This is a genomic window from Candidatus Poriferisocius sp. (assembly GCF_965219775.1).
Taxonomy (GTDB): domain Bacteria; phylum Actinomycetota; class Acidimicrobiia; order Acidimicrobiales; family Bin134; genus Poriferisocius.
The window spans coordinates 1,204,403-1,223,460 of the sequence record NZ_OZ244793.1 but is presented as its reverse complement, the minus strand read 5'-3'; the positions used below and the strand labels follow the sequence as shown (position 1 = coordinate 1,223,460).

Below are 19,058 nucleotides of genomic sequence, written 5' to 3'. Positions count from 1 at the left end.
TGGTACCGGCCCGGTCGGGGGGAGTGCCCGGTGGGCGACGGCAGGGTCCGAGCGTGAGCGGGGGCTCCTTCTCCCAGGGGGTGGGCCAATGGGAGGGGGCGGCCGAGGTCTACGACCACGAGGGGCGCTTTGCCGGTTGGGGCCACGACACCCGCACGGTGCTGGCCGACGACCAGGCCGGCCGGGTCACCGTGGACGTGCGCTTCGACGGGCCGTTCTCCCTCGCCGGCACCTACACCATCGCCGACCACGGCGGCTTTCGCACCTACGAGGGCCCGCTCAACGTCGGCCACGCCGAGGCGTTGGGCGACAGCGTGGTGGCCGCCCACAACTACTGGCCGGACCTGGGCCTGTCGCAGCGGTTCTTCCTCATGGTGCTGCCCGACGGCGATCATCAACTGTCGTTGGCTCTGCTCAGCCGGGGGGAACGGCTGTGCTGGACCGTGGTCGGCGAGTACGTGCGCCGAAGTGGCCCCGGCCCTCTGCCCGACGATCCGGGGAACCAGTCCACGAACCAACCCCAGGACTCGCCGGCCGGGCCGGGCGACGCAGCGGCGATGCCCGATGATCCCACGGTGGCCAGGGGCGCCAACCTGCTGCATCGCGCCGGGCGCTGGTCGGGCCGGCTGACCAGTTACGACCGGCAACGAGAGCCCACCGGCACCGTCGACTACACGGAGGCAGTGGACCCCGCCGAGGCGGCCGGCGACTCTCTGACGGCGGGCGAATCCGGCCCGGCCCAACCCACGGGCCAACCCTTCAACGTTGCCGTTTCCGGGCTCCCGCATTGCGGTGATGTTGCCTTCCGGATGCTGAGCGACGATTGCTCGGCGTGGACCCCTTCCGGCGACGTGGTGGGCAGCGCCACCTGCAGCGGGGGGCGAGCGGTGAGCGGCCAGTTCCACGTGTGGGCCGACGACCTGCGTTGGTGGCGACGGGAGGTGGCCGCCCGTGACGGCTCGGTCAAGGCGGTGGTGCACTCCTGGTACCGAGGCGAGGAGCATCTCGGCTTCACCTGCGGCGCCCTCAAGTTCCACGGGCCATGAGCGACCGGGACCGCTTCGGGGGAGCGTGGTTGGTGACCGAGTACGTGTTCGATCCCGACGGCACCCACCGGGGCACGGTGAGTCAGCACCGTCGGGTGGAGGCGACCGGCGACCAAAGGATGCGAGTGACCCAGCACTGCCGGCCGTCGCCGGAACTGGCCAACCACGCCATGGCCGCTTTCGCCGGGGAGTGGGTGTTCGACCTGGCGGTGGTGGGCGACCAGCGGCACTATCTCGGCCCCGACGTGGTCGGCATGGCCACCCAGTGGCAGCCCGGCGCCATGACCGGTCGAGGCTGCTGGCCCCGGTTCGGCTACGAATTCGAGTCGTACGGGGTGATGGTGGCCCCCGACCGTCAGCTTACCGGCGGTTCGTTCTCGTTGGCCGGTCGGTCGGTGGTCGACATCGTGGGCGTCGCCGCCCCCGAGTCGGTGGGCGCGGCCCCTCACCTGGATCTCGACGCCCCGCGGCCCGAGCCCCCCGGCGGGGCCGACCACCCCCACCGCTGGCTCCTGCGCCGGACGGTGGGCCCCATGCTGGTGGCGGCGGGGTGGGCGAGCACCACCAGCCATGACCGCCTGTGGGCCATGCGCGACCCCGTCGGCGACACCGGCATCGCCATCACCGAGCGGGTGGACGGCAGCGACCGGCAGGTGACGGTGGTGGTGGGCTAGGAGGGATCTCTGGGGGCTCGCTCAGTCGGGCGACCAGGTGAGGGGGCCGAACACGATGTCGGTCATGCGGTCGCCGGTGTGGAGTTTCCAGGCCACCGCCAGGGTGTAGTCCCGGTCGATGATGAACTCCCGCCCCTTCACTTTGGAGGCCTCGCTCACGTGGTGTTGCGAGGTGTAGAGGGCCCGGCCGTAGGCGATGGCGTTGCCCCACAGGTCGGGACCGTCGTAGGTGTAGCGATTGCCGTTGGAGCGGGTGCGAACGTAGGAGAACGACCGGTCGACGGCCCCCGACAGTTCCAGGGTGTGGCGGGCCCGCACCAGGTCGATGGGGTCGTGGCGCAGCCGGACGTCCACCGTGCCCCGGGGCTGTTGGTCGGCACCGTACACCTGGCACTGGCCGGTCCACTGGCCCCCGGTGCGGTCGGGTACGGTGTGGGGCCAGGCGGCCATCTCCCGCTCGGCCTCGATGTGGTGGTCGATCCAGTCCTTGGTCTCGGGGTTGGTGTCGTAGTCGTGGGCGTTGAGGTACACCCCGTTGAACACCGCGAACACGGTCGGCCCCTCGTACAGCAGCGACGAGTACACCTGGGTCACCCCGTCGGGGAGGATCTGGTTCATGGTGTTCAGATCGGCCCGCCAGCCGGGGGAGTAGTAGTGCGAGTCCACCAGGGAGCCGTAGGGATGGCCGGCACCATAGAAGTCGGGCCCGAGGTAGATGCGGTCGTTGCCCTGGTCGTCCACGCCGAACTCGAAATCGGTGATCTCGAATCGGTTGCGCAGCGGGCCGGTGTTCATGAAGTTGCACTTCATCCAGAAGGTCACCTGGCCGTCGGCGAACACGCTGGCCCGGCTCACCTTGTTGAAGCCGGTGTGGCTGCCGTCGGCGTCGAACACCGAGGGCAGGCCGTACCACTCACCGGTGATCCGCTGCTGCCACTCCGACGCAGTGTCCCCTGGGCTATCCCGGCCGTCCTGGCTCATCTCGTACTCCCGTCGTGGGCGTCGTGGGCGGACCCAGCCGCGCCGAACCCCGCCAGATTCCGGCCAACCCTACCGGCCGGCATTGAGCAGGCTGTGGCGGATGTCGGCGCTGGCGTCGGGGCCGATGAGTTGGTCGACACGGGCCCACACCGGATCGACGTCGGGGTTGAAGATGGCGCCCCGGTTGCGGGCGTCCCGCTCGTCGAGCCGGTCGGGGGTGGCCCCGCCGGTCACCTCGTCGGGTACGCCGTGGTCCACCAGGCCCAACCAGTGATCCCGGTAGGCGGCCACCGCGGGGAACACCGCGGCGAAGGCGTCCTCGTCGGCCCGGTGGGCCAGCATCCACGCTGACATCAACTGCCACTGCCGAGGGGACAAGTGGGCCGGGGTCAACCCCGGGATCTCCTGGGTGGCGGCGTGGGTCTCGGTGAGCGGGCCGTAGCAGTGGTCGATGTAGGCCAGGTTGGCCCCGGCGTCCACCCGGGGAATCATGTCCAGGTGAAAGGCGTAGTGGGGACCGGCGAGCACCGAGTCCACCGTGAAGTGGGGCACCGCGCTGGTGGGCGGGGCGAAGGCGAAGCACATGTGGCTGTCCAGGCCGAAGGCCTCCACGGTCATCCCCACGTACACCAGCGTGGCCACCTTTGAGCGGCTGAGCACCCGATGCGTCCCCACCGGCGACCCGTCCATGGTCGAGACCAGGGGAGTGTTGACCGTCTCCTCCAGCTCCAGACGCTGGGCGATCACGTCCATCGTGCCGATGCACAACTCGGCCGACAGGCTCATGTTGCCTCCTGGGTGTCCTGTCCGACAGCGGCCTGTTGGTCGCCTGTGGCGGCTTGGGGGACGGCGGGGAACACCCAGGCCCCGGCCAGCTCGGGGTCGTTGGCCCGTCCCGGTGAGGCGATGACTGCGGCGGCCCGCCGGGACTGGTCGTCGGTGGGGTGGGCCAGCCCCCAGCCCCGGTCGAGCTGTTCTTGGCGCCACCGCCGGTAGGCCAGTTGGATGGAGTCGGACTTCACGTGCAGCTCGGCCGACAGGTCGAAGGGCAGCAGCTCGGGCCGCTGACCCTCCACGGTGGGCTGATCCTCCAGGAAGATCTTGATGGTGCGCTGCATCGAGTTCTTGTCGGCCCAGCCCCCGGTGAAGAAGGTCCGCAACATGCAGAACTTGGACACTGTGGTGTGCTCGTCGCGGGGGACCGCCGCGGTGAAGATGCGGATCTCGCCCAGCGGCAGCCGCACGATGAGAAGCGACACGTTGGGGGGGTAGAACCCGGTGGTGGTGCTCACCGGGGGCCGGTCCTTTTTGGAGATGAACCGCCACATGCCCGACGGCCGGGGTGGTTCCAGATCGACGGTGGCCGTCACCGAGGTGAGATACCCGTTGTGGTGGGTTTCGTCCAGGTCGAAGTCCTGGATTTCCGGCTGGTCGGCGTTGCCGAACGATCCGGCGTGTACGAACGGGGTGTGGGCGATGTCCACCGCGTTCTCCAGCACGCGGTCGTAGTTTGCCTGCCAGGTGAAGTCGCCGAAGATGGGCCGGTAGCCCTCGGCCTTGGCCGCGGTGTGCTCCTCCAGTCCGTCCAGGGCCGGTACCGGGGGCCGCTCGTCGGGGGGCAGGTCGCCCAGGAACACCCAGACGAACCCGTACCGCTCCACGCACGGATAGGTGTCGATCCGGGCTCGTTTGGGAATGGGCAGATCGGGGCGATTGGCGGGGATCTCCACGCACGTCCCTTGACGGTCGAAGCGCCACCCGTGGTAGGGGCAGCGGATGCAGTCGCCCACCACCGTGCCCCCGGCCAGCGACCCGCCCCGGTGAATGCACAGGTCGGACTGGGCGTTGACCATGCCGTCGGGGCCGCGCCACAGCACCAGGTCGTGGCCGTGGACGGGCGCCTGTATCGGCTGGTCGCCCACGTTGTGGCCGAACTCCAGCGCGTACCAGTGGTTCTTGATCAACATGCTCAGCCCTCCCCGAGAGAAGTTATCGGCGTGGGCCCCGGCCCCGGACGGGGCAGCACCCGGTCGCCACCCCACAGTGCCCGTACCAGCCGGTCGGTGGTCTCCTGGCCGAAGAACCGCACCCCCATCACGTTGGCCGGGTCGCGTTCGGCGATGTTGCGCCGCCGGGTCAGGTCGTCGGCGGCCAGTTGGGCCCGTCGCTCGGGGGGCACCGGCGGGGCCTCGTCGATCCAGGCCAGCCACTGGTCCACCCGGCGATGGGCCAGCTCGCTCACCTGGTCGAGCCGGGCCTCGTCGTAGGTGCGCCCCGGTGTGGTGAAGCAGACGGCCACGTCGCTCAGCGCCAGGCGCACGTACAGCGCCCGGGAGGTGAACGGGGCCAGCCCCTCGTCGGCCCGCAGCTCCAGGAACTCCTCGTTGAGCGGCCCCCAGTAGCGGTCGAGGGCGTCGGTGTCGACCATGAGGTCGGACCGGGGGTTGAAGTCGATGTAGAACCACAGGTCGGGCAGCGTCCCCCAGGCGATGCCCAGGTGGGGCACGTCGATGTGGGGGCCGAGCCAGCCGGTGACGTGCATGTTGGTGAAGCCCAGGGGCGGGTTGCCGATCCACGAATGCACCAGCCAGTCCATCTCCGGGCCGGTGTAGGCGGCCAGGCGGCCCGCGGGGTACTCGGCGTCACCCCGGTACGACTCCAAATCCTCGGTGCTGGGGTCGCGGGTCAACTCGAACCGGGCGCTGATCTTGGCCATGAGTTCCTCGGTGATGCCCCACAGGCGGTCGAAGGTGGCCGTGGCGTCCGTCGGGCCCCGCTGGTCGTAAATCTGTTCGACGCCCTGCAACGTCTCTCGCATACGTGCTCCGGTAGGGTGTTGGCCGCAATGCCGGGGCCGAGAGAACCCAAGGCGACATCGCCTCGCTGGATTCCCGACAGTAGGGCCGCACCTCCTGGGGTGTCAACGAACCCCGGCGGGCTCGGGAGCCGGTGCCGATGAGCCGCACGACCCTGTACGTGCCGGGGGATCGGCCCGAGCGCTTCGACAAGGCGGTGGCCTCGGGGGCCGATGCGGTGATCTGCGACCTGGAGGACGCGGTGGCCGAAGGGGCCAAGGCCGACGCCCGGTCTGCGGTGATGTCCTGGCTGCGGGCCCATTCCGGGGTGGCCGCGTGGGTGCGGGTCAACAGCCGTCCCGATCTGCGGGAGGACGACGCCGCCGCGGTGCGATCCCTGGTGGCCGACGGCGTGGGGTTCGCCGGGGTGGTGGTGCCCAAGGCCGACGTGGCCGCCTGTTCGGTGGATTTCGGCGGGTGCCCGATCATGGCGCTGATCGAGTCGGCCGTCGGGGTGGCCGACATCTACCAGGTGGCGGCGGCCCCCGCCGTGGTGCGACTCGCCCTCGGCGAGGAGGATTTGGCCGCCGACCTGGGGATGGAGCTGTCGGCCGACCGGTTGGAGATGTGGCCGATTCGCACACGGGTGGTGGTGGCGTCGGTCGGATCCGGGCTGGAGGCGCCCTGCGGCCCGGTGTTCACCGACCTGGCCGATGGCGACGGGCTGACGGCCACCAGCGAGTCGCTGCGCCGCCACGGTTTCGGGGGCCGGTCGGTGATCCACCCCGGTCAGGTGGCGGCGGTCAACGCGGCGTTCACCCCTCCGGCCGAGCTGATCGCCTGGGCTGAGGCGGTGGTGGCCACCTCCGAGGAGGCCGCGGCGGAGGGTCGGTCGGTGGCGGTGCTCGACGGCGAGTTCATCGACACTGCGGTCCTGCGCCGGGCGCAATCAGTGCTGGCCCGACGGGGTCGCCAGCACTTGTGAAGCCTGCCAGGGGCGGCCGGCCACCAGGTCGGTGTCCTTGGACACTTCCCGGCTGCGGGCCCGACCGGGGTGCAGGGTGGCCACCAACAGGCCGTCGCCGGGCCCGGCCCGGGTGATGTGCGGGGTGTTGATGGTGCCGTCGAATGGCCGGACACGATCGGGGTTCCACAGCGAGTCGACCGGGGGGTCGAGCATCATGGTGGGTGACGGCGGCCCTGGTGGCGCCGACCGCTCCGGTGGCTCCGAGGGCCCGCACACCGCCATGGCGAGGCGATTCTCCGCGGCCCGCTCCACCACGGCCAGGTCGCACTGCCACCCGTGGGTGGGCTGGTAGCAGACCACGACCAGGTGCGCCCCGGCGATGGCGGCCAGGCGCACCACTTCGGGATGGTGGACGTCGTCGCCCACCAACACCGCCACTTCGCCGAACGGGGTGCTGGACAGGGTCAACTCGTCGCCCAGGCCGGTGACGTGGGGGAGTCGCGGGCTCCAATGGGTTTGGGGCTGCTCATGGACCAGTCCGGCGGTCGACCAGATCTGGCCGATGTGCCGGTCGCCCCGCAACGTGGTGGCCACGACCAGCACACCGTCGGGCAGCCCGCCCTCGGTGAGGCCTGGGGGCAGCGGGGTCAGCTCGGGCAGGACGATCAACGTGGAGCCGGCGGCGATGGCCTCGTGTACCAACTCGGGTGCCGTGCGGGCACCGGGAACGCAGGCGGCCGTCACCTCGGGCGTGGTTCCCGACCTGGGTGCTGCGGTGTGGGGTTGGGCCAGGGCTGCGTAGATCTCGGGCCGACGGTGCTGGGGTCGTGGCGGGTCGGCCTCCGAGAGGTCGATGTCGGCCACGATGACGGCCTCGCCGCGGGTGGGCCCCCGGGCCACCACCGTGCCGGTGGGATCGACGATCTGACTCTCGCCCGCACCGTGGAGGGCATCGGCGGGCACCCCCAGGGCCGCGCTGAACGCCTCGATCTGGTCGGCGGGCAAGAGCGGCCCCACCTTGTTGGCCGCGGCCACGAACACCCCGTTCTCGGCCGCCCGCACCGGGATGTGCAGCCGGGCCTCGTCACGGGCGAACGAGTTGAGGCTGTTCACCAGCAGCCGGGCCCCGCGCACAGCAAAAGTGCGGGGCACCTCAAACGTCACCCCGTCCATACAGGAGTAGAGGCCGATGGGGCCGAACGACGTGTGGGCCACGGGGGAAGGAGCCGCACCCCCGCAGAGGAATGCCCGCTCGTTGCCCATCAGCATTTGCTTGTCGGCGGTGGCCACCACCCGGCCGTCGGGCCCCAGGAGCACGCTGGTGACGGTGATCCGTTCGTCGACTCGGGGAACGGTCACCGCCAGAGCCACGTACACCCCCCGCTGTCGGGCCCGCTCGGCTACCGCCCCCATCCAGGGGCCGTCCAGGGCCACGGCCACCGCCCGGCAGTGCGCCGCGCTCTCGTAGACCGACGGGTGGTTGCAGAATTCGGGCAGCACCACCAGATCAGCCCCCTCGGCGGCGGCCTCGTCCACCATCCGAAGGCACGTGGCCAGGTTCTCCTCGGTGTCCCACCCGGTGGCCATCTGCCCCACGGCCACCCTGATCTTGCTCCTGAAGTCGCTGGCGATCTTGCCGGCGATGCCCGCAGTCACCGGTCCACCCATCCAACGGGCCTCGTCGGCGATCGCTCATGGGCACCGGCGATGGTTGCCGGCCCCGTTCGTCGGTGATGGTTGCCGCCCCGGCCCACAGTGGGCGACACTAACGGCCATGGTCTGGTCGGTCATCACGGACGCATCGGTCCCCCGTAACGAACTCCAGTCCGCATGACCATGCCACCGGTCGGCCCCCTGGACGGCGTGCGGGTAGTGGATGCGTCCACCGTGTTGGCCGGGCCCCTGGTGGCCCAGGTTCTCGGCGATTTCGGCGCCGACGTGATCAAGATCGAACACCCCCGCCACCACGACAGCCTGCGGGGCCACGGTGCCCAAAGGGACGGGCACGGGCTGTGGTGGAAGATGGTGGCCCGCAACAAGCGCTGCATCACCCTCGACTTGGGCAAGCCGACCGGCGCCGAGGTGTTTCTGGAGCTGGCCGCCACCGCCGACGTGGTGGTGGAGAACTTCCGCCCGGGCACCCTGGAGAGGTGGGGTTTGGGCTGGGAGGAGCTGTCGGCCCGCAATCCGGGGTTGATCTTGTGCCGGGTGACCGGCTTCGGCCAAACCGGCCCCTACGCCCGGCGACCGGCGTTCGGCACGCTCATTGAGGCCATGAGCGGTTTCGCCCACATGACCGGCGAGGCCGACCGACCGCCCACGCTGCCCCCGTTCGGTTTGGCCGACAGCGTGGCCGGCATCAGCGGGGTGGCCGCGGTGATGATGGCCCTGCACCACCGGCACGCCACCGGGCAGGGCCAGGTCATCGACGTCTCCATCCTGGAGGCCATGGCCACCGTGCTCGGCCCCCACGTAGTCACCTGGGATCAAACCGGCCAGATTCAGGGCCGCGCCGGCAATCGGTCGACCAGCAACGCCCCCCGCAACACCTACCTCACGGCCGACCGCCACTGGGTGGCGGTGTCCAGCAGCGCCGACGCGGTGGCCCGCCGCACGCTCCAACTGGTGGGCCGGGCCGACTTGGTGAACCAACCCTGGTTCTCCACCGGGGCCGGCCGGGCCGACCATGCCGAGGAGATCGACCGGGCCATGTCGGAGTGGATCGGCGAGCGTACCCTGGTCGAGGTGATCGACGCCTTCGAGGCGGCCGAGGTGGCCTTGGCCCCGGTGTGCGACGCCGCCCAGTACGTCGCCGATGCCCAGGTGCAGGCCCGAGAGGCGGTCACCACCGTGGACGATCCGGACCTGGGGCCGATGCGCATGCAGAACCTGCTGTTCGGACTGTCGGCCACCCCCGGAGCCATCCGCCACACCGGGCGCTCCCCGGGGGCCGACACCGACGAGGTTCTGGCTGAGCTGGGGCTCGACATCGACCAGGTGGCGGCCTTACGCCGAGAAGGAGCCGTGGCGTGATCCGCGCTCGTCACCGCCTGGGGGGCGCAGCGTGAGCGCACCTATGGGGTTGATCGAGGCCGTGGCCCAGGCCACGGTGTACGACCTGGGGCGGCCGATGCACACCGGCATGGCCCAGTCGCCCAACCATCCCCCCTTCCGCCACTGCCTCGACCGTCGTCACGGCGATCACATTCGCGCCGACGGCGTGTCGGCGGCGGCCGACCTGCTCACCACCGGGTGTCACGTGGGCACCCACGTGGACGCCCTGGCCCACGTCAGCCACGAAGGGCGCCTGTACGGCGACGTGTCGGCCGCCGACGCCCAGGCGGGTGGCCGCTTCGAGGTGTTGGGCATCCACGAACTCGCCCCCTTCGCAGGCCGGGGGGTGCTGTTGGACATTCCCGGCTCGCTGGGGGTGGACTGCTGCCCAGGGGGCGACGAGATCACCGCCGCCCAGCTCGAGGCGGCCGCCACGGCCCAGGGCAGCCCCCTCCAGCCCGGCGACGCCGTTCTGGTGCGCACCGGCTGGGGACGCCATTTCGATGATCCGCCCCGCTACCGGGGGGCCGACACCGGCGTGCCCGGTGTGGGGGAGGAGGGCGCCCGCTGGCTGGTGGACCAGGGCGCCGCCCTGGTGGGGGCCGACACCCTGGCCCTGGAGTGCATCCCACCCCATGAGGGCCATGCCCGGCTGCCGGTGCATCGGCTCTTGTTGGTGGAGGAGGGGATTCACATCATCGAGGCCATGGAGCTCGACGGTCTGGCCGCCGACCGGGTGTACGAGTTCGCCTTCGTCATGGCCCACCTCAACATCCACGGGGCCACCGGTGCCCCCGTGCGGCCCCTGGCCCTGGCCTGAGCCGGCCCCGTTGCGATGTCCCCGATAGTGGCCCGGCTGGCCGCCTTGGCCCACGGCCCGGTGCCCGAGGAGGTTCGCCGGGGCATCCCTGCCCGCATCATCGACATCGTGGGCATCGCGGTACGGGCGAGCACCCTGGACACCTCACGGGCGGCCATGGCGTTCGCCTCCGACCAAGCCACCGCACCCCAGGCCACCGCCATCGGGGCGGGCCGGGCCGTGTCGGCGGCCGAAGCCGGGTTCGTCAACGGGGTGTTGGCCCACTCCCTCGACTACGACGACACCCACCTTCCCTCCATCCTCCACCCCAGCGCCTCGGTGGTGCCCGCCTCGCTGGCCGTGGCCGAATGGCGGGATGTTCCCGGTGCCGCGGTGATCGACGCCGTGGCCGTGGGCATCGAGATCGCCGTGCGGCTGGGGATGGGCGGCTACGACCCCGTTGCCCGCCAGTCGGTGTACTTCGAGCGGGGCCAACACGCCACCTCCATCTGCGGGGCGGTGGGGTCGGCCGCGACCGCCGCCCGGCTCATGGGGGCGTCGGCCGAGGTCATCGCCCACGCCATGGGCATCGCCTGCAGCATGGGCTCCGGCATCATCGAGGCCAACCGGGCGGGCGGTACCGTCAAGCGCCTGCACTGCGGTTGGGCCGCTCGGGCGGGCATCACCGCCGCCCAACTCGCCGTTCGTGGCTTCACCGGTCCACCCACCGCCATCGAAGGCCGCTTCGGGCTGTTCCAGGCCTTCCTCGGCGACCAGGCCAACCCCGAGGCGGTCACCCATGAGCTGGGCCACACCTGGGAGGCGGCCGGCGTCTTCTTCAAGCCCTACCCCGCCAACCACTTCACCCACACCGGCATCGACGCCGCCATCGGGTTGCGTGAGCGGGGCGTGCGCCCCGACGACATCGCCCACGCCGTGCTGGCGGTGGCCCCGCCCACGGTGCGAACCATCGGCGAGCCCCTCGACCAAAAGCGCAACCCCGACACCGGCTACCAAGCCCAGTTCAGCGGCCCCTACACGGTGGCCGCGGGGCTCTTCGGTCCCATCTCAGGGGGCAGCCTCTGCGTGGGCCTGGCCGACTTCACCGATGCCTTGGCCCGTGATCCGGCGCGCCGGGCGCTCACGGCCCGCGTCGAGGTGGTGGGCGAGCCCGAGTTCACGGACATCTACCCCTTCCACTTCCCCTCCCGCCTGACGGTGCGCACCACCGACGGCGACACCCTGACCGAGGAGGTGCTGGTCAACCGGGGCAGCCCCGCCCGGCCCCTGTCGGCCCGGGAGCTGGCCGCCAAGTACGGCGACAACGTGGCCGGGCTGGTCGACGACGCCGTTGCCCGACAGATGCACGAAACCCTGGCCGATCTCGACCGGGCCGCCTCCACCGCCAAACTGTTGGCCCCTCTGGCCGACTTGGGCACCCCACCGTGACCGACACCGGTCTCCCTGGGGCCCTCTGGCCGAAGTGAGCTTTCGATCATGACCGACACCGTGATCACCGGAGCCACCGTCGTCCGTCCCGACGTCGGCGTCGCCGAGCGGCTCGACATTGCCATCGCCGACGGGCGCATCAGCGGCGTGGGAGCGGGCCTGGTGGCCGAGGCTCCGGCCACCGCCGAGATCGTCGACGCCTCGGGACTCATCGCCTTTCCCGGCTCGGTGGACGCCCACACCCACATGGGCATCTACAACCCGCTCCCCGAGGATGCCACGAGCGAGAGTCGGGCCGCCGCCCAAGGCGGCACCACCACGGTGCTCAACTACATGCGGACCGGGCAGTACTACCTCAACCGGGGTGGCCCTTACGCCGAGTTCTTTCCCGAGGTGCTGCGCCAGATCGAGGGCCGCAGCCACGTGGACTACGGATTTCACCTGGCTCCCATGCAGTCGAGCCACATCGACGAGATACCCCTGCTGGCCTCCGACCACGGGGTCACCTCGTTCAAGATCTTCATGTTCTACGGGTCGCACGGCCTCCACGGTGCCAGCGACGATCAGAGCAACTTCCTCATGATCCCCCCGGGCGAGCGTTACGACCTGGCCCACTTCGAGTTCATCATGCGGGGCATCGCCCAGGCCCGACGGGATCACCCCCACCTGGCCGAGGCGCTGTCGCTGTCGCTGCACTGCGAAACCGCGGAGATCATGACGGCCTACACCCACCTGGTGGAAGCCGAGGGTCGCCTGGCCGGGCTGGCCGCCTACTCGGCCTCGCGGCCCCCGCACTCCGAGGGACTGGCCGTCACCATTGCCTCCTACCTGGCCCACGAGACCGAGGTGGCCAACATCAACCTGCTGCACTTGTCGTCGGCCAAGGCCATGGACGCCGCGCTGCGCATGGAGCGGTGCTTCGAGAACGTGGACTTCCGCCGGGAGGTGACCATCGGCCACCTGCTGGTGGACATCGAGACCTCGGGCGACCCCTGGGGCAAGGTCAACCCGCCCATCCGTCCCCGGGCCGACGTGGAAGCCCTCTGGGAGCACGTGCTGGCCGGACAGGTCCACTGGGTGGTCAGCGACCACGCCTGCTGTCGGGCCGAGGCCAAGGTGTCCGCCGAGAACCCCGACGACATCTGGCTGGCCAAGAGCGGGTTCGGGGGCACCGAGTACCTGCTCAACGGGCTCTATTCGGAGGGTTCCCGCCGGGGATTGCCCCTGGTGGACATGGCCCGACTGCTGGCCTGGAACCCGGCTCGGCGCTACGGCCTCGGCACCAAAGGCACTATCTCACCTGGCTACGACGCCGACATCGCCCTGCTCGATCCGGCCGTCAGCCACGTGGTGCGGGCCGAACAGTCGGCCTCCAGCCAGGGCTATACCCCCTTCGAGGGCCAGGAGTTGCAAGGCCGGGTCCGCCACGTGTGGTTGCGGGGCCGGCGCATCCTGGCCGACGGCCTGGTGGTGGGCACCCCTCACGGGAGCTATCTGAAGCGCCCCACGGTGGGCCGCTAGCCGGGAGTGCTCAGCCGGGGAAGCCGCCGGCCTTGGCCACCAGGCTGGGCACCCCGTGGCCGAGTTGGTCCTCCAACCAGGCGGTGGTGGCAATGAGGGCGTCCAGGTCCAGGCCGGTGTCGTAGCCCATTCCGTGCGCCAGATACACCACGTCCTCGGTTGCCACGTTGCCGGTGGCCCGGGGGGCGAACGGGCAGCCCCCCACCCCGCCCAGGCTGGCGTCGAAGGTCCGTACCCCTACGTCGATGGCGGCGGCGATGTTGGCCAGGGCCGTGTTCCTGGTGTTGTGGAAGTGCCCCCGTCGGGCGATGCCCGGCGCCCGCCGGCTCACCCCTTCGAACAACGCCGCCACCTGGGTCGGCACCCCGGCCCCCACGGTGTCGGCCAACACGATCTCGTCGGGTTCGGTCTCGGCCACCTCGGCCACGATGTCCAGCACCCGCTCGGGGTCGACCGGCCCCTCGTAGGGGCACCCGCAGGCCGCCGATATCGTGACCGCCGTGGTGACGCCCGCTTGTCGGGCCGCACCGCTGATGGCCCGCCACCGCTCGATGGATTCGGCCACCGAAGCCCGCTGGTTGGCCTGGGAGAACGTCTCGCTGGCCACCACCACGCCACAGATCTCATCCACCTCGGCCGCCATGGCCCGCTCCAGGCCCCGCTGGTTGAACACCAGGGCGCTGTAGCTCACGCCAGCCGATCGTGTAACCCCGGCCATCACGGCGTCGCCGTCGGCCATCTTGGGTACCGCCTTGGGGCTCACAAAGCTGGCCGCTTCAATGCGACGGTGCCCGGCCGCCGCCAGCCGTTCGACCAGCTCGATCTTCTGCTCGGAGGTCAGATCGGCCGGGTCGGCCTGCAGTCCGTCTCGGGGCGCCACCTCGACCAAGGTGATCCGTTGCCCGTTGTGCTCGCTGTTCATGGCCCCAGAAACAATACTTGAGCCATGACTGGTGCTCTGGATGACATCCGGGTGATCGAGATCGGCACGCTGCTTGCTGGGCCGTTTTGTGGTCAGCAACTGGCCGATCACGGCGCCGAGGTCATCAAAGTCGAGCCCCCCGGCACCGGCGACCCCATGCGGGCCTGGGGTCAGGAGAAGGCCGACGGCAAGTCGCTGTGGTGGCCGGTGGTGGGGCGGGGCAAGAAGTCCGTCACCGTCAACCTGCGGGAGGAGGCCGGGCAAGACCTGGTGCGACGGCTGACGGCCACCGCCGATGTGCTGGTGGAGAACTTCCGACCGGGCACACTGGAGCGCTGGAACCTCGCCCCCGACGACCTGTTGGCCCGCAATCCCCGCCTCATCGTCACCCGGGTGTCGGGCTACGGTCAGAGCGGCCCCTACGCGGGCCAGCCCGGTTTCGGGGCCATCGGCGAGGCGGTCGGCGGCATTCGCTACACCACCGGCGACCCCGACCGGATGCCCAGCCGAACCGGCATCAGCATCGGCGACACGCTCACCGCCATGTTCGCCACCATCGGCACCCTCAACGCCCTGCACGCCCGGCAGCGCACCGGTAGGGGTCAAGTGGTGGACGCCGCCCTCTACGAGTCGGTGCTGGCCGTCATGGAGTCGCTGCTCACCGAGTACCACGTGGCCGACTTCATCCGGGAGCGCACCGGGTCGATGATCCCCAACATCGCCCCGGCCAACGTGTATCCCACCCGCGACAACAAGATGCACCTCATCTCCGGCAATCAGGACACGGTGTGGCGTCGGCTCGCCCAGGCCATGGGCCGCCCCGAGTTGGGCGACGACCCCCGGTTTGCCACCCACATCGCCCGGGGCGACAACCAGCTCATGCTCGACGAGATGATCGCCGAGTGGTCGGCCACCCTGGATGCCGACGAGCTCCACGAGTTGTTGAACGAGCACGGTGTGCCCAACGGCCAGATGTACCGGGCCCCGGAGATGCTGGCCGACGAGCACTTCGCTGCCCGCCAGGCCATCGCCTGGGTCGACAGCCCCGACTTCGGGTCGATCCCCATGCAGAACGTGGTGCCCAAGCTGTCGGACACCCCTGGGTCCATCGACTGGTCGGGCCCGACGCTGGGCGAGCACAACGACGAGGTGTTCGGCGGCATTCTCGGGCTGAGCGACGCCGAGCAGGCCCGGCTCCGCGCCGACGGGATCATCTCGTGATGGGTGGTGTGTTGGGTGGCGGGAAAGGCCTCGCGCCGGTTGGATACTGTCCGTGGCTTCGCAGCCGCCCCGGTAGGGTCTCCGGTCGATGAGCGATCCGCTGGCTGAGGACTACAGGCGGGCCGGATTCAGCAACCGGTTGGGATTCGGGGCGGCGCCCGCTCTGGTGGTGGTGGACTTCTGCCGGGCTTACCTGGATGAGGATTCGCCGCTGTACGCCGGGGTGGAGGAGGCCCGGCGGTCGTGCGTGCGGGTGCTGGTTGCCGCTCGGGAGGCCGGGGTTCCGGTGTTGCACACCAGGGTGGAGTTCCAGCCCGGCGGCGCCGACGGCGGGATCTTCTTTCGCAAGGTGGCGGCCCTGGAGTGCTTTGTGCGGGGCAATCCCCTGGCCGCGTTCGGCGAGGGTCTGGAGCCCGCCGAGGGAGAGGTGGTGGTCACCAAGCAGTACGCCTCGGCCTTCTTCGGCACCTCGCTGGCCCCCACGCTCACCGCCATGGGCATCGACACCCTGATGATCGCCGGGGTCTCCACCAGCGGCTGTGTGCGAGCCACCGCCGTGGACGCCTGCCAAAACGGCTTCATTCCCATCGTGATACGCGACGCCTGCGGCGATCGCGACCCGAGCGTCCACGACGCCAACCTCTTCGACCTCGACGCCAAGTACGCCGACGTGGTCTCCGAACAGGAAGCCCTCAACCATCTGGCCGGCTTTTCCACCGCCTGACACCTCAGTCACCGGGTAGGGGCACTGCGGCTTTGGCCGCAGCCATTGCGCTCATCGAAGCAGACCGTGGGAGAAGGCAGGGTCGGGCAGGTGCGGTCACCAGTGGCTGCTAGGGTGGCCCCACAGAACCCTTCCCCTGTCACTTCCCCCCTCAAATCCTTTGCAAGGGCAGAAACTGATGGATTTAGCAAGTATCGGCGTGCTTTCGGGCCTTTGGGGCAGCCTGCTGGCACTCACTTTCTACTACCACCGCGATCTTCGATCGTCAATTGACAAGCTGGGAGGGTCGCTCAGGGGTGAGATGGCTGGGCTGGAAACCTCACTGCGGGGTGAGATCGCCGACCTCAGGGGTGAGATGGCTGGGCTGGAAACCTCGCTGCGGGGTGAGATCGCCTCGCTGCGGGGTGAGATGTCCGAGCTGGGTGCCTCGCTGCGGGGTGAGATGTCCGAGCTGGGTGCCTCGCTGCGGGGTGAGATCGCCGCCCTTCGGGGTGAGATGTCCGAGCTGGGTGCCTCGCTGCGGGGCGAGATGGCTCGGCTGGAAGAGTCGCTGCGGGGTGAGATCGCCGAGGTTCGGGGTGAGATGTCTCAGCAGGGTGCCTCGCTGCGGGGCGAGATGGCCGAGCTGGGTGCCTCGCTGCGGGGCGAGATCGCCGAGGTTCGGGGCAAGTTGGCGGACCTGCAGGGCAACATGTCCACCCTGGAGACCTCGCTCCGAGGTGAGATCGCCTCTGTGCGGGAGGAGATCGTTCGGGTCGAGGCTGAGCTTCAGGGCCAGATCAGCACGGTGGCATCCCACATGGAAGTGCTTCGCGGCCAGGTCACCGCCCTGAATGATCGGGTTGACCGAGTGCTGGAGAAGCTCACCGACCACGGTGAGCGGATCGTGTTGCTCGAGACTGGTTGACACTCGCCACTTCCAAAGTTCCCCGGTGCTCCAATCGACCATCTCGAAGAAGTCGTCCGTGTCGCGTCCCGACAGGCTGCCGGACCTCTTCCTGGACCGCAGCCTCGGCCCGATCGAAGTTCCCAAGCTGCTCCGCGAAGCAGGCCTGTACCTGGTCACGCTATCCGAGAATTATGGCGAGACCGAAGGCCAGGATGTTAAGGATGAAGTGTGGTCAGAACTCGCGGGAACAAATGGCTAGGCAGTGTTCATGAAGGAAAAGCGCATCCGATGCAACCCACAAGAGAAGGCAATGGCCAAGGGATTCAATGTACGTTGCTTCTGTCTAGCCAGACAAGATCTGCCAGGGAACGAGATAGTTCATCGGTTTCTGTTTGACAGCAAATCCACCACTCGAGCTCGTGAGAAGGAGGGCCCTCCATATGGGCAGGGTACCTGAATCGAAATAGACGACTAAATCTGGGATCGAACTGATCGATCTGTTGGGGCAAAAGCTGCCTCTCATTGTTGCCCAGATGATGAGCGACTAGTCGGTAGAGTTGATCAATTGAGCAGGGCAAAAAGGGGTCGCAGGACAGGTGGGGCATCCAGCCCGAGGCTGGCTCGTGCTGTTAGTTCTAGTGGATCCATATCACGCCAAAGTCCTTCCCATACTATGCGGTCCAAACCTAGGTACAATACAATTGGTAGAGTGTGCAGTCTGTGGTACCGATTGGGCTCTGGGTCATGGTCACTGTCAGTGCAAGCAATCTAACAGGGTACCCAAAAGACTCATGGCCCAGAGGTGTAGACAACGCATGTTACCAGCCGTAGAAGAATCAGGTGTACTATGTTTACCTCCAACAATCTGTCAAACATTGCCATGAATTGTAAGCTCCTGTCTTTCGACAATGCCACATCTCCCATCTCGTCGATATTTGAAACATAGTGATGAATGTTGGGGTACATGGGCAATCAAGAAATCTCTGTGTTGAAGTACAATATCAGTCCACCCTCGAGCTATCTCGCCAATCAGGTAGTGATGATCAGCAACAAGGTGGACTTCAACTGATGCCCCATAAGTTTTGCCTACCTGGCCACAGAAGGCAGCCGCTACAGGTTTCCCCTGTGGAGATCTCTTTCTGTCCAAGTATTCATCTGATATAGCTGGCCCAGATATGATGACCGATTGCAAGCGTATGGGTACAGGTCCATCGTTCCAGATCTTCCATGTATCAAGAAGTGGTTCTGCAAGGTCGTCTCCCGTTGCAACTTCAGATCTCAAAGTTATGCCACGTGGCAGGAATGCCCACAGTCCGATTCCCACCAGTATGCTCACTGCTCCACTAATACAAATTGTCATCCAGTACATTAGGGTGGCATCCAGACTACAAGACTCTTGTCGAACCTTGTAGGCGACCAAGCAAATGGAGTGGGCCATTGCTTTGATCCTTGTAAGGAGGTGATTTCAACCCTGCTTGGTGGATGTTGTCGTAGTAGGTGTTGGCTTCGGCGATTTCTTCGGCGAGGCCGTGGACAGCCAGTTTCACGGTCTTCCTCGTCTTCTCTTGGCCGTAGATGGACAGTTCCCTCGCCGGATTCTTGCGCTGGCGCTCCACGAAGCGGGCTGCTTCCGGCAGGTACAGCACCCCCTTGGCGTGGTAGTCCGCTGGGCCGATGGTGCGGCGGGCGGATCCCCGCCCTTCCAGGTCGGCGTGGGCTTCGGCGAACCGCAAGTCGGCGTAGCGCAGGAAGATCAGGCCCAGCACCGGTGTGGAGTACTCCGACGCCTTCAGCCCCGAGTTGGCCCGAAGCTGATCCGCTGCCTCCCACAGCCGCCCCTGCAACTCCGCCAGATCAGTGCCCACCAGCGCCCCCTCTCAGCGTTTCGTGGCGTACCGCCGCCATTCTTCCCCATCCCGTTCCCGACGGGCGACCCGAGCGCGTGGGCCTGGCCCGGTCGCACGCTGGGTGGCCCGAGGCAAAGTGTCACCGCCCCCCAGTACTTTCTCGGCCAGG

17 protein-coding genes and 1 pseudogene are annotated in these 19,058 nt (G+C 68.6%); 11 read left to right on the top strand and 7 right to left on the bottom strand.

The window, feature by feature from the left end; all coding sequences use genetic code 11:
• Positions 1–53: 53 nt before the first annotated feature.
• A complete protein-coding gene (locus ACOQPQ_RS05625; RefSeq protein WP_420638461.1) occupies positions 54–1,046 on the top strand; it encodes a hypothetical protein in 993 nt (330 codons plus the stop codon).
• Positions 1,043–1,720 carry a hypothetical protein gene (locus tag ACOQPQ_RS05620; RefSeq protein ID WP_420638460.1) on the top strand — a complete coding sequence of 226 codons (678 nt, stop codon included), beginning with the start codon at positions 1,043–1,045 and terminating at the stop codon, positions 1,718–1,720. The genes ACOQPQ_RS05625 and ACOQPQ_RS05620 overlap by 4 nt, the downstream gene beginning before the upstream one ends.
• 21 nt (positions 1,721–1,741) lie before the next feature.
• On the opposite strand, the gene ACOQPQ_RS05615 is transcribed toward ACOQPQ_RS05620, so the two are convergent.
• The 4 genes from ACOQPQ_RS05615 to ACOQPQ_RS05600 form a co-directional block, all read right to left on the bottom strand.
• Positions 1,742–2,701, bottom strand: a complete 960-nt coding sequence (locus tag ACOQPQ_RS05615; protein ID WP_420638459.1) for a hypothetical protein — start codon at positions 2,699–2,701, stop codon at positions 1,742–1,744.
• 69 nt (positions 2,702–2,770) lie between these two features.
• The gene (locus ACOQPQ_RS05610) at positions 2,771–3,487 is read right to left on the bottom strand and encodes a hypothetical protein (protein WP_420638458.1); all 717 of its coding nucleotides are present in this window, start codon (positions 3,485–3,487) and stop codon (positions 2,771–2,773) included.
• Positions 3,484–4,668: a Rieske 2Fe-2S domain-containing protein gene (locus ACOQPQ_RS05605; RefSeq protein ID WP_420638457.1), complete on the bottom strand. Its 1,185-nt coding sequence runs from the start codon at positions 4,666–4,668 to the stop codon at positions 3,484–3,486. Before ACOQPQ_RS05605 ends, ACOQPQ_RS05610 begins: the two co-directional genes overlap by 4 nt.
• Before the next feature lie 2 nt (positions 4,669–4,670).
• Positions 4,671–5,519 (bottom strand): oxidoreductase, encoded by an 849-nt coding sequence (locus ACOQPQ_RS05600; protein ID WP_420638456.1) that lies wholly within the window; start codon positions 5,517–5,519, stop codon positions 4,671–4,673.
• Between the two features lie 137 nt (positions 5,520–5,656).
• Here ACOQPQ_RS05600 and ACOQPQ_RS05595 point away from each other — a divergent pair, with 137 nt between their 5' ends.
• Positions 5,657–6,481: an HpcH/HpaI aldolase/citrate lyase family protein gene (locus ACOQPQ_RS05595; RefSeq protein WP_420638455.1), complete on the top strand. Its 825-nt coding sequence runs from the start codon at positions 5,657–5,659 to the stop codon at positions 6,479–6,481.
• On the opposite strand, the gene ACOQPQ_RS05590 is transcribed toward ACOQPQ_RS05595, so the two are convergent.
• A complete protein-coding gene (locus ACOQPQ_RS05590; protein WP_420638454.1) occupies positions 6,446–8,119 on the bottom strand; it encodes a nitrilase-related carbon-nitrogen hydrolase in 1,674 nt (557 codons plus the stop codon). The genes ACOQPQ_RS05595 and ACOQPQ_RS05590 overlap by 36 nt on opposite strands.
• Before the next feature lie 174 nt (positions 8,120–8,293).
• Here ACOQPQ_RS05590 and ACOQPQ_RS05585 point away from each other — a divergent pair, with 174 nt between their 5' ends.
• The 4 genes from ACOQPQ_RS05585 to ACOQPQ_RS05570 are packed head-to-tail and all read left to right on the top strand — an operon-like array spanning position 8,294 to position 13,286.
• Complete coding sequence (locus ACOQPQ_RS05585; protein ID WP_420638453.1) at positions 8,294–9,496, top strand: CaiB/BaiF CoA transferase family protein; 1,203 nt, start codon at positions 8,294–8,296, stop codon at positions 9,494–9,496.
• 31 nt (positions 9,497–9,527) lie between these two features.
• The gene (locus ACOQPQ_RS05580; RefSeq protein WP_420638452.1) at positions 9,528–10,337 is read left to right on the top strand and encodes a cyclase family protein; all 810 of its coding nucleotides are present in this window, start codon (positions 9,528–9,530) and stop codon (positions 10,335–10,337) included.
• A gap of 15 nt (positions 10,338–10,352) precedes the next feature.
• On the top strand, positions 10,353–11,765 hold the full coding sequence (locus tag ACOQPQ_RS05575; protein WP_420638451.1) for an MmgE/PrpD family protein: 1,413 nt from the start codon (positions 10,353–10,355) through the stop codon (positions 11,763–11,765).
• 48 nt (positions 11,766–11,813) lie between these two features.
• A complete protein-coding gene (locus ACOQPQ_RS05570) occupies positions 11,814–13,286 on the top strand; it encodes a dihydroorotase (protein WP_420638450.1) in 1,473 nt (490 codons plus the stop codon).
• A gap of 10 nt (positions 13,287–13,296) precedes the next feature.
• Here ACOQPQ_RS05570 and ACOQPQ_RS05565 read toward each other — a convergent pair whose 3' ends face one another.
• Positions 13,297–14,208, bottom strand: coding sequence for a hydroxymethylglutaryl-CoA lyase (locus tag ACOQPQ_RS05565; protein WP_420638449.1), 912 nt, complete (start codon positions 14,206–14,208; stop codon positions 13,297–13,299).
• A 24-nt stretch (positions 14,209–14,232) separates the two neighbouring features.
• On the opposite strand from ACOQPQ_RS05565, the gene ACOQPQ_RS05560 reads away from it, so the two are divergent.
• The 4 genes from ACOQPQ_RS05560 (at position 14,233) to ACOQPQ_RS05545 (ending at position 17,301) form a co-directional block, all read left to right on the top strand.
• Complete coding sequence (locus ACOQPQ_RS05560) at positions 14,233–15,429, top strand: CaiB/BaiF CoA transferase family protein (RefSeq protein ID WP_420638448.1); 1,197 nt, start codon at positions 14,233–14,235, stop codon at positions 15,427–15,429.
• An 88-nt stretch (positions 15,430–15,517) separates the two neighbouring features.
• Entirely contained in the window at positions 15,518–16,153 is a 636-nt protein-coding gene (locus ACOQPQ_RS05555) for an isochorismatase family protein (protein ID WP_420638447.1), read from the top strand.
• Between the two features lie 301 nt (positions 16,154–16,454).
• Positions 16,455–17,060 carry a hypothetical protein gene (locus ACOQPQ_RS05550; protein WP_420638446.1) on the top strand — a complete coding sequence of 202 codons (606 nt, stop codon included), beginning with the start codon at positions 16,455–16,457 and terminating at the stop codon, positions 17,058–17,060.
• Positions 17,061–17,085: 25 nt separating this feature from the next.
• Positions 17,086–17,301, top strand: a complete 216-nt coding sequence (locus tag ACOQPQ_RS05545) for a hypothetical protein (RefSeq protein ID WP_420638445.1) — start codon at positions 17,086–17,088, stop codon at positions 17,299–17,301.
• Positions 17,302–18,520: 1,219 nt separating this feature from the next.
• Here the strand turns inward: ACOQPQ_RS05545 and ACOQPQ_RS05540 are convergent.
• Positions 18,521–18,907: pseudogene (locus ACOQPQ_RS05540) on the bottom strand (type I restriction-modification system subunit M N-terminal domain-containing protein); the annotation flags it as partial.
• Positions 18,908–19,058 lie beyond the last annotated feature (151 nt).